The organism is Pseudoalteromonas umbrosa (genome assembly GCF_030125375.1).
Classification (GTDB): domain Bacteria; phylum Pseudomonadota; class Gammaproteobacteria; order Enterobacterales; family Alteromonadaceae; genus Pseudoalteromonas; species Pseudoalteromonas umbrosa.
This window is the reverse complement of the sequence record NZ_JASJUU010000003.1, coordinates 503,254-518,544: the sequence shown is the minus strand read 5'-3', so window position 1 is coordinate 518,544 and position 15,291 is coordinate 503,254. Positions and strand designations below refer to the sequence as shown.

The following is a 15,291-nucleotide window of genomic DNA, read 5'->3' as shown; positions in this document are numbered from 1 at the left end:
ATATCCAGACAGCAACTCATAAAAACCTCAACTTGAAAACCAAAAAATATACGTTAAAACTGTGTATTTTTTATTCTTTTAATAAAGAATATCTTTGATAACCTAATCAAGCTTGAGTTATAATGCGCGCCCATAATTGCACAAAACCAAAGGGTGATAAGTTTTTCTTCTCGTATTTAAGTGGATTTTTACTGCTGTTTTGCAGGTTGACTTAAATGAAGGGAGGCGGACTTTAAAGCACATTAAATTGAATACACAGGATGAATGTCCGGTAAATCAATATTTATTGATTCAATTACAATGGAGCGGCCTGATTTAGATGACTGGAAAAACTAGAACGTGTTAACTCGAAACATTTTGTTGTTACAAACTAAAATAGCGGCCTTAGTCCAAGTGTGTCCATCACTTTTGACAGCTGCTCAGTTTCGCATTCTTATTTGTAATCTTCGTGGTCAAACACTCTTTGGTACTAATTATAAATAATAAGCAGTAACTCCTATCTATTAATTCTCACACCAACTTTATTACCAAGTAAGTTTCCTTCAGGAAGCTTACTTAAATTTGGTTTGAATAAAATAGCGTGGATGAAGCAGTTTTTAACTAATTATTGAGATTTATATTTAAATCAACTGGTTAGAAATTTAATTTAAGATTGAAACAACCTAAACACACGGGAAACAACACAATGAAAAACGTTCGCTTATCGAAAGTGGCCGGCGCCTTAGCACTTGCTATTGGTGTGTCAGCAAGTGCATTTGCATCTGACACCTCATCAGCCATGCGTGGTAAAATCACTACGCCTGCTGGCGATGCTGCCGCTAACGTTAAAGTTACGGTTATTCACGAGCCGACAGGCACAGTAAATACATTTACTACTAATGACTCTGGTGCATTCATCGCAAAAGGTCTTCGCGTTGGCGGTCCATACCGCGTTGTGATTGACTCTGATAAATATTCTGATGCAGAGCTAAACAACATTTCACTTCAGCTAGGTGACACACACCGTATTACAAAACAGCTAGAGCCACTACAGACAATCGAAAAGATCCAAGTAAGTGGTTATAAACTAGTACAACAAGCCGGCGGTTCAAGCAGTGTATTTGGTGAAGATACCATTAATAACGTACCTAGCTTCAACAACGACATCAAAGACGTTGCACGTCTTAACCCACTTGCAAGCATTAACGGTAACGGTGAATTGACCATTGCTGGTAATAACCCAAGAACAAACGGTTTAACTGTAGACGGTATCGGCCAAAACGATGACTTTGGTTTGAACTTTGGTGGTTACCCAACGTCTCAACCACCAGTTGCACTAGATGCAATTGAGCAAATCTCTGTTGATAGCTCACCATTCTCTGCGAAAAAAGGTAACTTTGGCGGCGGTACTATCAATGCCGTAACTAAGTCAGGTTCTAACGAGTTTACTTTCTCAGGTTTTTACGAGACAAGTACACCTAGCCTAGCAGGTAAAGTAGATAACATCTCAGAAGCCAAATATAAAGAGAATATTGTCGACGACAAAGGCGAAGTAGTCCATTACGCTGGATCTAACATTTTAGACGAAGACGGTCATAAAACGTTTGAAGTTTCAAGCACAGATCCAATCGAAACAGAAGCAAGAATGGGCTTTAGCACTGGTGGCGCTATCATCAAAGATGAGCTATTTTTCTTCGTGAACTACAACTCTTGGAAACAAGAGAAAGAAATGGACTATGGTTTTGATGGCTCTGGCACATCACACGAATTTGATATTTCTGAGCAAGATTACGACCGATTCAATAGTATCCTAAGCAATACATACGGTTTACAAGATGAGCTTGGTGGCGATCCTGAGAATACAAGTGACAGTCTACTAGTAAAGCTGAGCTGGAACATCAGTGACCTTCACCGCGCAGACTTTACTTACCAATGGCAAGATGAAGAGAGCGATAAAGGCTTCGCAACTGGTGGTAACACCATCACTATGGCATCTAGCCGTTACCAATACGTTACTAAATTCAACAACTTTGCGACAAAACTTTATTCAGATTGGTCTGACGACTTCTCAACTGAAATTGGCTTTGCTTACAAAGATGTATCCAATGACAGCTTAACAAATTCTGATTTAGGTCAAATTCAAGTCTATCTAAATAATAGCGACCGTGGTGAGTCTATTCAGTTCGGTCGTGACGATGTACGTCACAGCAACATTTCTGAAACAGAAACTTACGCATTCACTTTCGATGCAACTTACCTAATGGGTGACCATGAGATCAATTTTGGTGCGCAACTAGAAAGTAAGCGTCTATACAACCTATTTGCCCAAAACTCGATGGGCACATGGAAGTTTGGTAGCCTAGATGATTTTGAAAGCAAAAAACTGTACAAAAATTGGAAGGATGACTACCAATTCTCATACATGAATGCAAATTCAAACAATGTGAATGACTTAGCGTATGACGCAACACGTGAGCAACTTGCACTATATGTAGAAGATAAGTTCTACCTGACTGATGATTTAGAAATTACTGCTGGTGTTCGTTATGAACGCTTAGCTTCAGATGATGAACCTAATCTTAATGAACATTTCCTGAAAACATACAAACACACTAACCAAGAAAACCTAGATGGCGCAGACATCATCCTTCCGCGTATTGGATTTAAGTTCTACGCAACGGATGCACTAACCATTAACGGTGGTATTGGTCGCTTCCAAGGCGGTATTCCTAACGTTTGGTTCAACAACCCATTCCAAAAAGACGGCATAACACAAGTTGAAGCATCGCAAGATGATATCAACGCTTATTTTGCTAATGTTGAACAAGTTGATATTACTCGTGTGCCTGAAGGCATTAAGTCTACATTGGAAGAGGGTGCAGGTCATACAGCTTATACTGATCCAAACTTTAAACTACCTTCAAGCATCCGTGCGCAAGTCGGTTTTGAGTATGAATTTGATTCTGAGCTACTAGGTGACGGCTTCAAATGGTCTGCTGAAATTGCTTACCAAAACAAGCAAGACGAAGCTGTTTGGCGCAATACGGCTATTAAACAGAAAGAAGCTGCTCCAAACCTTTCGGCGACAGGCCGTGTAATTTATGAAAGTATTTACAAAGAAGAGTCTGGTCGTACAGATAATCATGACATCATGATGACGAATTCTGACTTAGATGCACGTTCAATTATCATTTCAACAGCAATCGCAAAAGAATTCGATAACGGCCTATACGTGTCTGCAAGCTATACACATCAAGATGTTGAAGACATCTCGCCGGGTAGTGCATCACAAGCTGACGGTAACTACAAACATGCAACAACACATAGCCGTAACGTTGACTTAGTTGGCCGTGGTCACTATGAAGTTGAGCACAGCTTTAAGCTTAACTTACGTTACCAGACTGAGTTCTTCGAAGGTTATGCATCTAAGTTCAACATGTTCTTCGAGCGCCGCTCAGGTCGTCCATTTAGCTATACGATGGGCTCATACAACGATGGCGACTTTGGTGATACTCGTGGTCTAGATAGAACATCAGCTTATCTTGCATACATTCCAACAGGTCCTGATGACACAAACGTAGATTGGAATGAATCTAAGTTATCGTGGAATGAGTTAGAAGCACTTCTTAACAGGGCTGGTATTTCTGAGCGTGGCCAATTACTTGACCGTAATACAGGTACTCAACCTTGGGTTACAACAATGGATGTGAGCTTTACTCAAGAGATCCCAGGTATCTATAAAGAGCACAAAGGTGAAGTTTACTTCATGATTGAAAACTTCGCGAACCTACTTAACAGTGACTGGGGTGTTGAGAAGAGACTTGGCTACAGCGACCAAAAACTATATGATTTTGGTGGTTTAGAGGACGGTAAACTAGTTATCGATCCACGTTACCAAGGTTCAGACGTTCGTAATTACTCTCAGATCACCAAAGGTGCATCTGCATGGCAAGCTAAGATTGGTATCCGCTACTCTTTCTAATAGCGTGACTATTTAATGATTAAAAGGCCAACTTATGTTGGCCTTTTTCTTCTCTGTGGTAACTGCATAAAAAACCGTAAAACATACTAGATAAACGAGTGCATAAGCTAAGCACTTTTATCAAATATTTTTAAAGCATATAGAGCAACTTTAAACCCTTACTCCCCTCTCAGCACCGTTGTTACGATACATCAAAAACGAACCAAAAAATTATGTTAAATTGGTATATAATCAAAAAAGCACGACTATCACTACTTTATTTCTAACTCAGTACAGCCAGCTCGCTTTTGCTTAAAAGCGATATACTCACTAAAGTATTTAACATTAACAGGGAAATACTCTACTGGCTCATCTCCATCAGGGTAAGCCTTTGCTTGTGATATTAGAGCTTTTTGCAAGGCTCCACACTCCTTCACTCGCTCTCCAGTAGTGCTATAACCGGATGAAAGTCTCTCATATAAACTTGCTATAAGCGCTTGATTATCATCTGCAACCACATAGCTGATCGCCTTTATGTAATGCGCAATACCTTGCTGCTGCCTATTTTCAAATGTTACACCGGCTTCTGCAAAACCAAAAACGTTAAACGTGCCTTTATGATTGGTCAGCATAGAAGAAAGGTAAAAGTCACCATAATACAAATGAGTGTACACCAAACATTTTGGTTTTTTAGTTTCATTGCAAAACTCCAACACATTACTAAGCAGATTATCTACACCTTTAGGCGCTTTATTTTGCTTTAAAAACCTAACTGCTTTATTAAAGTCCCTATCTGCATCTTCTTGCTTATATGTCACTTCACACCCGGTTAAAACAAAGGTTGCACCAACCGCCAACATAGTATTTTTTATATTCATAAATTCACTGAAACTAGTCATAAAAATCGACATTATTATCGGATAGTAAAAAATTGAAAAGTCGCCCATCAAGATAGGCTTAATCAAGTGATTAAGCACTATAAGGAGATGTTATTCTGGTTTGCTTGCACAGCCTGCTTGACTCTGTAGTTGCTGAATATAGTCACTGAAGCGTTCAAAATTCATTGGAATTTCGTCAGCAAGCATGTCATCTTCTGGGTACGCTTGAAAGTGATACTGTAAGCTTTTCTCTAACGCTAAACACTCTTTTTCTGTATCGTCTATTAAGTGATAACTCAAAGATAGCTGGATATAAAGAGCTGATATTTCTTTATGATCTTTAGTATGGTCCCAATAGCTAATGGCTTTTTCAAAATGTTTAGCAGAATGCTCAAACCTATTTTCAAACGTAACATCTCGCTCTAAAAATCCATTTTCCTCGTAGTACTTCTTTTCAACCCTGACTATATTGGAGCGATATAAATGTCCATAAAGTTCATACGCAAGTGCTAAACACTGATAATCATTTTCTCTTAAACAAATTTCTGCTGAGTTTTTAAGCCGGTGTTCATTACGAACTGGGTCTCCAGACATTTGAACAGAATAACGGGCCTGATTAAGCGTGTAACGCGCTTTCATTAAATCTTCGGTCATGCCGCAACCACCAATAGATACAAATGCGATTAACATGATGAAAAATTTTTTTAAATTCATAAGCTTGTTATTAAAAATAGTCGAGAAAATACTGATTAATATTGAGCGACAAGATCTAAAGAGTACTATTATAGGTAATTAGAGATACCTTTCATATTAAAACCTTGCCGCTCTGAGTTAAAGTTAAGATTATTCAGACGCAATACTTATCCATAAATCTCGCGCATCCATTATGGGAACAGAGGAGCTTAAACAAGCTTCTTGTTGTATTCTGTTTAAAAGGCTCTTAATAAAGTAGCCGTAACAACTAATTCAGGCTGTGTAAGTGTTGAACCTAAATCAGACTAACTCAACCTCCAAGCAGCTTAACAGTCTTGTTGCTTCAAAACGGTCAAATTTTGCTTTGTTAATTGTATTACTAAATATATCAATATCAAAACCCGTCGCATTTGAAAAGTCGACAGACGAAAGGTTAGTGCTTGAAAACATAGACCCACAAAACTCACTGTCCTTAAAGCTTGCTCTAGTAAAGTCTCCATCTCTAAAATCCACACCTCGCACCACACAGTTTTCTAAAATAAAACCGTGAAGCTGCAAGCCAAAGAACGAGCTATCGTTTAGCATGCAATCATAAAACTTGATTGGCGAACTGAGCATTAACCTTGGCCACCCAGCTTTGGTCCAATCTATGCCAATTGCTTTAGAATCTCGAAAAACCACATCAGAAAACTGACTGTAGTGCATTTTAGTGAGGCTTAAATTGCACTTTATGAACTCACAATCAATAAATTTGCAACTGCGAAAGCTAGTTTCTGAAAAGTTACAGCCCTTGAAAATACAGCTTTCAAACTCTTTAGATATGAATTCTTCAGTGGAAAAGTCTTCACTTTCGAATGCTATTGACCAGAACTCACTATGTTCATGAATACTCAATTTACTTCCTTTTTTAATTTACTCAACTCGTCTTTATGTATTCTAACTTCAAAGGTTAAGTTTTGTCCTGTAAATGAAAAAATAGATTTTTAGCTAGAGTTAAAGGTGCCGTTTGATTACTTAACTTAATTACACAATGTAATTAAGTGTAATAGAAATTGGTAGGTTGGAGTCTAATGTTAATTTCAAACCTAAACCAAGCTGGAACAAACATGCTGATGTTGAACAGCTATCTGACAACCATTTCTAAAGGAAATAACATGAACTTTACTGATTTTTTTAACTCTGGAATAGACTCCATTAATGTGCTTCCAAATCAAAAAACATACATCACAAAAGGTAAATGGTATGTTCGATACTCAGATAAAAATGGAACTAAAGTAGATGAAGGCTATCCAAAAGAGCTCGTTGGAAACTGGGGGTTTAATGAAAGTATTGGCTCTTTTGCAACTGGATTTGATTCAATGGCGACATTGCCGAATAAAAAAACCTATGTCACAAAAGGTGAGCATTACCTGAGGTATTCAGATAATAATGCCACCGTTATAGACAAAGGCTACCCCGCATTAATTGCCGACAATTGGGGAGATATTGCGCCCGAGTTAAAGTTAACAGGGTTCGATGCAATGGCTACATTACTCAATAATAAAACTTATGTGTTTAAGGGCGATAGTTATTATCGCTACTCAGATCTCAATGCAACATCTGTTGATCCTGGATACCCAAAAAAAATTGCTGGCAATTGGGGGAAAAACTTACCTAAAGAGTTTCTCGAAGGTATTGATGCTATCGCCGTCCTTCCTAATGGCAAAACCTATATGTTTAAAGGCGACCAATATATTCGGTACTCTGATAAATCTTGCAGTCAAGTAGATCAAGGTTATCCATTACCAATAAAAGACCATTGGGGGTTTGAAAACCTAGCAGTGCCCAGTGAATTAAATGAATTAGATACAATTAGCTAAACCACACAGCCCCAATACATTGGGGCTCTTTAACCCAGCTTGTTCATAAACACGTACAAAATTACAACCAATGGTACTTAATACCCAGTCAAAATTTGCTTCATTTTCTTACCGAGTTCTACATGAGTATAAAATCCACTAAACTGCTTAATCGCATGCTCTGGGCCTAACACAAAAACCCCTACTGGTGTATGCGTATGTGTACCTGTTGACCAAACAATATTTTGCTTTGTTGATAGTGCCCTACCAATTAGGTTTAAAGGTCGCTCATTAAGGTAAACATAAAAAGGGGAAAAATCATGGATTTTACTGGCAATTTTGACACCCAAGCTTTTATGTCCTCGTTTAAAAAATGCATTTTTCTGCTCAGCTAAAATAGTATTTGCATCTGCATCATTTATTTTAAATTCACTATTTAAATTGACTGTTTGGACTAATTTATCAGCGCTAGGTTTATTATCATCATGCTTTGCGGCTTTCCACATCGCACTATAACTTCGTTTTTGCAAGTAAAGTTTATCTAAAATCGTAAGTTCACCAAAATTATAATTTGGTTTATAAATGTCACCATTTAAATTATCGAGCTGCTCTGCTTGAGGCAAATCTGCACCGCTATAACTAAAGCCGAACCCTCCCGTTTCATGATCGGCTGTCAAAATAACTAGGGTGTCATCTCTATCCTTTGCCCATTGCAACACAGCATCTACTGCACTATCGAACTTGATCATTTCATGCAATAAAGTACCTGCGTCATTATTGTGACCAGCCCAATCAATTTGCCCGCCTTCGACCATTAAGAAAAACCCTTTTGGGTTTTTTGCTAGTTTGTTGATAGCAACTTGCGTCATGTTCCGTAAACTTGGTTGACCATGATAGCGTTGATTAGACGCTTCAATACCATCCACCATAGCGCTGTTTGCAAATAAGCCCAAAATACGCTCACTGTGTGCATCTTGCAATTGGCCTTCATTAAATACCAATTCATAACCTTGGCTTTCAGCTTGTCTTAATATATTTTTTCTATCACGTCGTTTCGATTTTAATGATAAACCGCTTACTGCCAGCCTTGTCTCTAAGGCGTCGAGTTCGCCCGATAACATATAGTCTTTAGGTATAAAATGGCGTAATCCACCCGATAACATAACGTCAACGGAGTTACTAACTACCATTTGCTCCGCAATGGCGTTTTCCATCGAACGATGGATTTGATGTGTTGCAAAAGCAGCTGGCGTCGCATGCGTCAATCTTGTATCTGATACCAACCCTGTTGACTTACCCATTGCTTTAGCTTTTTGTAAAATCGTCGGTATTTTTTGCCCCGCACGGTTTAACCCTATCATCTCGCTACCCGAAGCAACCCCTGTCGCTAATTGCGTTGCTGAGCAAGCGGAGTCCACAACTAATTTATCAGCAGGGCCATGTAGAGATAGCCCTGTCACACCTAAGTTGGCTAGTTTAGAGATCGCGCTATTGTTACCTCGATAAATTGATTGAGGTGCACGCGTCGCATACTCCTCCAATAAACCAACTTGCTGGGGACCCATGCCATCCCCAATCAACAAGACTATATTCTTAATCTGTGATGGTTCAGCCGCTACATCATAAGCTTTGCTTTCAAGCATTTTGCATCCAGATAGGCTTAAAAGTAATAAAGCGAGAATTGGCGAGTGTTTTTTTAAATCTGACAGCACTTTAATTGCCCTCCATGACTATTTAAATTGCAGTGAGGAAAGCTGCATGCTTTGCAGGTGTGTGATATCCCCGTAAAGATCTTTAAGCCCAAATTGAATTTTCGGGTCCGCCTGCCCCCAATCAATTTCAATGAAACCGTAATTCACTTGCGCAGTGTACTCTCCGATACGATGGCGGTTTGGACTCACATCTTTCCACTTTTGTGTTAACCCTGAACTGGTGATCTCCCAAATCGGATAACCATGTTTTGTATCGTATCTCGATAATTCCCCCCAATGCGTGTCGCCACTGATCATTATTACACCACCAATTTTGTGCTTTTCAATAAAGTTGAATAGCCTTTGTCTATCAGCTGGAAAGTTAGCCCAACTCTCCCACCCTGTAAAATCTGGAATAAGCTGTAAGCTAGACGCTATTATTTTTACTTTTGCTGGCTTTAAAAGCTCTTTTTCAAGCCATTGCCATTGAGCTTCTCCGAGCATAGAGACCTTATTATCAACTGGTCGATAAGGGCCTTTATTATTAAAAAAGCTTCCAACCCAGTAACTCAATGCTCCAACAGAGTTAAGTTCAGGGCGATTCCAGCGCAGATCAGGCATGATCACTTGCACATTTTGATCTTGCTCGCCGTACATGTAAGAAGTATAAATACCCGACGGACGAGTGCGCCTCGGACTATTTTTCGGCTCTTGCCAGAAGTCCAACATAATCTGGCGAGATTGCTCTTTAAATGGGTATTCTGTACCCGCATCATTCTCTCCGTAATCATGATCGTCCCAAATAGCGATGGTGGGTGTCGTTGCACGCAGTGTTTTAAATCCTTCTTTACTACCCAATTTGTGATACTTGGCCGCTAACTCAGTCATATCCTCTGTGTCGCCATAAATATTATCGCCAAGGAACACAAATAGATCTGACTGCTCTTTATTAATTGCATCAAAAATTGGAATATCTTTATCTTGGTGACTACATGAGCCAAATAATATTTTATCTATTGAACCTGCAGCTTGCGCGTTAGCTACAAAGCAACCAATGGCAAATAAAGTAGATAATATGGGACATTTAACATTCATGATTTACCGCTCTCATTTTAAGACTACCTACTTTTAAAACGCACTTTAAATCAGATCTTGCTCCGTATTTCATTGAGGAGAGGCCATGCTAGGTAATAGGTAGTAAATATTGTTTAGAAGATTGCAAAAATATGCTGTTGCCTGAATAGAGAGCTAAGTAACCAAGGGAGACTATTACTTAGCTCATACGGCATAGAGTTGTAGGGCCTGTTTTTTCTTATATTTCCATGCTTGCGCACTAAGAAAAACCTATAGCTCTATCAATCACTATCAATGTCCTTTTTAACCGTCATTCTGGGCAGAAAAGATGACGAACGCATTTCACCATTCGCCATCAATAAAGTTAAAAACGTGTTTGGAAATTAATCGCGGCGGTGCGCGGCGCGCCAATCCAACCACCCCAACCACCTGCAACACTGCCGATATAGCTCTTATCAAATAGGTTGTTAACTGTTAGGCGAATGGAAGCACCTTTTAGTGCACCAACTTCTTCAAGATCTACAGCAATATACATATCACTGACTGCATAGGCATCAATACGCTGAGTATTGTCTGAATCCATCCAACGCTCACCAATCCATTTAGTCGACAAACCTGCAGAGTAAATTTCTGATTGCCAATCGAGTGACAAAACGGCCATGTCTTCAACTGAACCAAATACGGTGTTACCAGCTTTAATATCAACAGTGCCATCTGTGTACTCAGAGTCATTGCTTGTATATGACATATACACAGACAATGATTGAGTTGGATAGTAAGTCAATGACGCTTCAACACCTGAAGACTCAATACCACCGGTATTAATATACTGGCCACTAGTACCAACCAAGTAATCATTTCCAGATGCAGATTCAGGCGCAACAAAAGTTAATCGGTTTTCAAAGTCAATGCTATATAAAGTGACGCTAGCGTCAAAGTCACTGTTGTCATAGCGAATACCAAAGTCCATGTTTTCTGCCGTTTCAGGCTCAATATTGCCAAGAGCTGATGCATCAGCTTCAAGTACTTGGTCTTTAATAGCCGCAAAGTTCTCAGCATAACCGGCAAATACTTCTAGGCCATCAACCGGTGTATACCAAACAGCACCCGCTGATAACAACGTATCTGAATCTGAATTGACTGACTTATTAGTGCTTGTGAATTTGTCGTGGCTGTCCAAATCTACCAAGTACTTTTTCACACCTGCACGCAATGTCACTGTATCCATTTCAAGTGAGTCTTCTAGGTACAACATAGTTGTTTCTACTGGATAAGTGCGGTCGTATTGTATCCAGTATGGGTTGTGGTCAAAGTCGAAGTTACTTTTTGAATCAATGATTTTGTGCCAATCACGGTACTCAGAGCGCTCGTAATCTTCATACCAAATACCACCACGCAAGATATTGTTGTAGTCACCAATCTTGGTTTCCCATGTTAGGTCAGCATTAATACCAAAGCGATCTTTTTCATAGTGACTATTACGGTATGAACCAACTGGACGAGCTGTCGCCTCATAGCAATTTGGATCGTACTCAGCATCGGCACCGCCGTATGGGAATGTAATTGAGCTTTCACAGCCTTTCATTGGCTGAAGTGATTTACCATCTGCATCAACAAAATAAATCTTACCTAGAGAACTTCCACCTTGATAAGTAGTGCCAGATACTAATTCAGAGTGGCCATTCGCGCCGTCTTGATTAACATCAACGATATAAGGTGGAACCCAGTCACCACGACCTTCATTTTTATGGAAATATGCATTAGCAGTGACTTCAACTTCGCCAAACATAGTATCCACTTCGATGTAACCAAACAGGTTTTCACGTAAGGTTGACCAACCGCGACGATAAACCTGATCAATATAAGGAATGCCTGTCCACTCTCCTGTTAGGCCATCTGATTCTGGGTTTTGCTTAAAGCTTTCTAATGACACACGCTGATAGTTGTCTTCGTGCACATCATCATATGAAAGATAAGCAGTGATCTCTAAATCACTATCCATGCCTTTAACAAATTTTGCAGCAAAGTGGTCACGGGTATTTTCAGCTGTGCCGGTGATCCAGTCGCTGTTACTTGAATTTGAATAACTTAACCAACCATATGTGTCATCCATCACTTCACCAGTTTCAATGCGCATATAGTATTTCTGCGCATCAAAATTCGCCAATGACACACTGGCAATAATGCCTTGCTCAGCACTAGGGTCTATTGTCGTAAAGTTTAAGGTACCGCCGAGAGCTTCATTAGAGCGAGAGCCAATATCTGCTGTACCCTGAGACACTTCAACTGCCATCAAGTTTTCAGTATCGATATAGCGGTTTGCCTTAGCGCCACCGCCATAGTTTGAATTACCATTTGAGATACCATCAATCGTAATACCAACTTGCTGCTCATCTAAGCTCAGTTGAAAACCGCGAATTGACACTGTTGTTGACCAATCATCAGAGCCAAATGTATCACCCTCATTGATAAGCACGCCTGGTAAGTTGTCAATCATCGCCATTGCACTAGTCATGGATGATTGTTGCTTAAACATTTCTTCAGAAGTTGCGTTATTCGCATAAGAAACACTTTTACCAACGACCATGATCTCTTCGATTTGTTGGTCCGCTTTTGCTTGATCATCTTCTGCAGAAGTCGGTGCCGATAATGCTGCAGCAACAGCCATAGCCAACATAGATATTTTTGTAGAGCCTGTAGAGTATAACGTTTTCATTATAATTCCCGAAAGTGATTGGTACATACCAAAATTACGAACGGGGCAAATCTTAGTTATGTATCATTACAGGGACTTTACAGTTATGTGTAAGTTTTAAAACAACTGGTACGGACCAAAATTTAGTAAGATAAGTTTCCATTTTGTGAAGTATGTTGTAATGTGATAACAATAAAATTAATTAACGTACTACCAAGAATAAGTCATCTATGAGCGACACCAGTTTTGCCTATGCCCAAGTGCGAGAAGCCATCAGCCAACAAATATTTGAGAAAAAGTTAATAGGTAGCTTGCCTTCTGAACGAGAATTATGTGCCAAGTACGACGTAGCACGCTCTACTTTAAGACAAGCGCTGGGACAGCTTGAACATATGGGGTTAATCTACAGAAAAAACCGCAGCGGCTGGTATGTATGCCCTCGCAAGCTTAAATATGATCCTATGCAACATACCTCTTTTTTACAGTACACAACCGCTCAAGGCTTTCAGCCAAGCACAGAATTAGTTGAAAAAACGAGGCGAAAGCCGTGCAAAGAAATAGCTACTGCCCTTGATTTAGATGGCAGAACAAGTCTGACAAGTATATTACGAGTTCGTTCAGTTGACGGCCGGGCCGTGGTCGTTGAAGAACTTAACTTTAGTAACAAGCACCTACCAAATATTGATAAACACGACCTATCATTATCGATCAGCGTATTACTTAAAAACACTTATAAGCATCATAATGTCCTTTATGATATTTCGGTCGAATCATGTTGTTTGTTCAATCCCATTGCGCAGTACTTAAATACTTATGACGGCGCTTTGGGGCTTAAAGTAACCCGCATCGTAAGAGATTTAGAAGGTACAGCATTTGAATTTGACCGCGAATATTGGCGTCATGATGCACTGATGATCGAAAACAAAGCTAAACTACATTTTTAACCTGCAACACACTGTAAAACAACTGTAATAAAGCCAAATTAAACTGTGAACAAGTTCAAGACAACTGCTATTTGGTCCATACCAAATATGTTCGTTCCAGTATGAGTGTCAAATGTTTTACCAATTGGGCAAGCAAATCCAAAACCAACTGAGTGCTAATACCTTCCTTTTTTGTTCATATGCGATAGTCGCAGCTTGCAGTACCTATGCATTTATGTATGGCTTTAGAAAGCCTGTTGCAGTCGGCCTCTATCAAGAGGTTACGTGGTTGGGCCTATCCTTAAAAACCTTATATTTAACAGCTCAAATTTTAGGTTATGCGCTATCAAAGTTTATTGGAATTAAGGTCATATCAGAACTAAAGAGCCATGGTCGTGCCAAAGCAACCCTCGCTTTAGTCTTTTTTGCATGGTTCGCTCTATTAGGGTTCGCTATTACTCCTTCACCGTGGAACGCAGTATTTATGCTATTAAATGGCCTACCCTTGGGTATGGTTTGGGGCATAGTGTTCAGTTATTTAGAAGGACGAAGGGTGACTGAAATACTCGCTGCAGGCCTTTGCACTAGCTTTATTCTTGCTTCAGGCATTGTTAAAACAGTAGCCAGTATATTATTACTTGACTACAACGTGAGTGAAATATGGATGCCATTCGTAACAGCATCGATGTTTTTACCTTTTTTGTGTGCTTCAGTGTGGATGCTAGACCAACTACCGCCCCCAAATCAAAGCGATATTGAACAGCGCTGTAAACGCGTACCAATGAATAAAGCTAGTCGTATAGAGCTACTCAAATTACTTGGCTTTGGGATCACTATGCTTATTTTTGGCTATATCTTATTGACTATATTACGTGATTTGCGAGACAGTTTTGCAGCAGATGTCTGGCAAGCGACTGGGCTAAGTGGTGCACCAGGACTTTTCACACTAACAGAGTTACCGATCGCAATCGTCGTGTTAATAATAATAGCGTTACTTAAACTCGTGAAAAATAACCATACTGCCATGATAATTAATCACTTCTTGATATTTTTAGGCTTTATAATCACACTGCTTAGCTCACTTGCATACGAACATAGCTACATTGGTCCAATTAGTTGGATGATCCTTAATGGTATCGGCCTATATTTGGCCTACGTCCCATTCACCACTTCACTATTTGACCGACTTATCGCGACATTTAACCGCCCTGCTAATGTTGGGTTTCTTACATACTTAGCAGACTCATTTGGCTATTTAGGCACAGTCGGTGTCATGGTTTATCAAAGCACAAGTACTCACACTATCAATTGGAATATCTTTCTGCGGGATTTAGGTATTTTAACGGGTGTAACAGGGGGTGTTTTAACCCTTTCCTCTCTCGCTTTTTTTCTTTATAAGGAGAGAAAAACTGACAAAGAGTTGCATTCTTTGTCAGTTACAAAAATATAAAAAATACTTTGAGCAAAAAAAATATTACGAACAGTGGTTAATTTATCGTTTATTATTGGGGTTCACTACAAACCCCAATGTGTGTTCTTACTGAATACTCAAAAAATAT

General features: G+C 39.5%; 10 protein-coding genes. 4 read left to right on the top strand and 6 right to left on the bottom strand.

From position 1 onward, the window contains the following. Positions 1-685 precede the first annotated feature (685 nt). The gene (locus QNM16_RS12210) at positions 686-3,961 is read left to right on the top strand and encodes a TonB-dependent receptor (RefSeq protein ID WP_284020738.1); all 3,276 of its coding nucleotides are present in this window, start codon (positions 686-688) and stop codon (positions 3,959-3,961) included. 251 nt (positions 3,962-4,212) lie between these two features. Here QNM16_RS12210 and QNM16_RS12205 read toward each other — a convergent pair whose 3' ends face one another. The 3 genes from QNM16_RS12205 to QNM16_RS12195 all read right to left on the bottom strand — a co-directional run bounded on the left by QNM16_RS12205 (position 4,213) and on the right by QNM16_RS12195 (position 6,405). Next, positions 4,213-4,818 carry a hypothetical protein gene (locus tag QNM16_RS12205; RefSeq protein WP_284020737.1) on the bottom strand — a complete coding sequence of 202 codons (606 nt, stop codon included), beginning with the start codon at positions 4,816-4,818 and terminating at the stop codon, positions 4,213-4,215. Between the two features lie 111 nt (positions 4,819-4,929). After that, positions 4,930-5,532, bottom strand: a complete 603-nt coding sequence (locus QNM16_RS12200) for a hypothetical protein (protein WP_284020736.1) — start codon at positions 5,530-5,532, stop codon at positions 4,930-4,932. Positions 5,533-5,811: 279 nt separating this feature from the next. Beyond that, positions 5,812-6,405, bottom strand: a complete 594-nt coding sequence (locus QNM16_RS12195; protein WP_284020735.1) for a pentapeptide repeat-containing protein — start codon at positions 6,403-6,405, stop codon at positions 5,812-5,814. A gap of 176 nt (positions 6,406-6,581) precedes the next feature. Between QNM16_RS12195 and QNM16_RS12190 the strand changes: the two genes are divergently transcribed. After that, positions 6,582-7,370, top strand: a complete 789-nt coding sequence (locus QNM16_RS12190) for a hemopexin repeat-containing protein (RefSeq protein ID WP_284020734.1) — start codon at positions 6,582-6,584, stop codon at positions 7,368-7,370. Between the two features lie 77 nt (positions 7,371-7,447). Here the strand turns inward: QNM16_RS12190 and QNM16_RS12185 are convergent, their stop codons facing one another. The 3 genes from QNM16_RS12185 to QNM16_RS12175 form a co-directional block, all read right to left on the bottom strand. Then, the gene (locus QNM16_RS12185) at positions 7,448-8,992 is read right to left on the bottom strand and encodes an alkaline phosphatase (RefSeq protein WP_284020733.1); all 1,545 of its coding nucleotides are present in this window, start codon (positions 8,990-8,992) and stop codon (positions 7,448-7,450) included. Between the two features lie 87 nt (positions 8,993-9,079). Further along, entirely contained in the window at positions 9,080-10,135 is a 1,056-nt protein-coding gene (locus tag QNM16_RS12180; RefSeq protein WP_284020732.1) for an alkaline phosphatase D family protein, read from the bottom strand. A 343-nt stretch (positions 10,136-10,478) separates the two neighbouring features. Beyond that, a complete protein-coding gene (locus tag QNM16_RS12175; RefSeq protein WP_284020731.1) occupies positions 10,479-12,830 on the bottom strand; it encodes a TonB-dependent receptor in 2,352 nt (783 codons plus the stop codon). A gap of 209 nt (positions 12,831-13,039) precedes the next feature. Between QNM16_RS12175 and QNM16_RS12170 the strand changes: the two genes are divergently transcribed. Beyond that, complete coding sequence (locus tag QNM16_RS12170) at positions 13,040-13,753, top strand: UTRA domain-containing protein (protein ID WP_284020730.1); 714 nt, start codon at positions 13,040-13,042, stop codon at positions 13,751-13,753. Between the two features lie 112 nt (positions 13,754-13,865). Then, entirely contained in the window at positions 13,866-15,182 is a 1,317-nt protein-coding gene (locus tag QNM16_RS12165) for a DUF5690 family protein (RefSeq protein ID WP_284020729.1), read from the top strand. Positions 15,183-15,291: the final 109 nt, after the last annotated feature.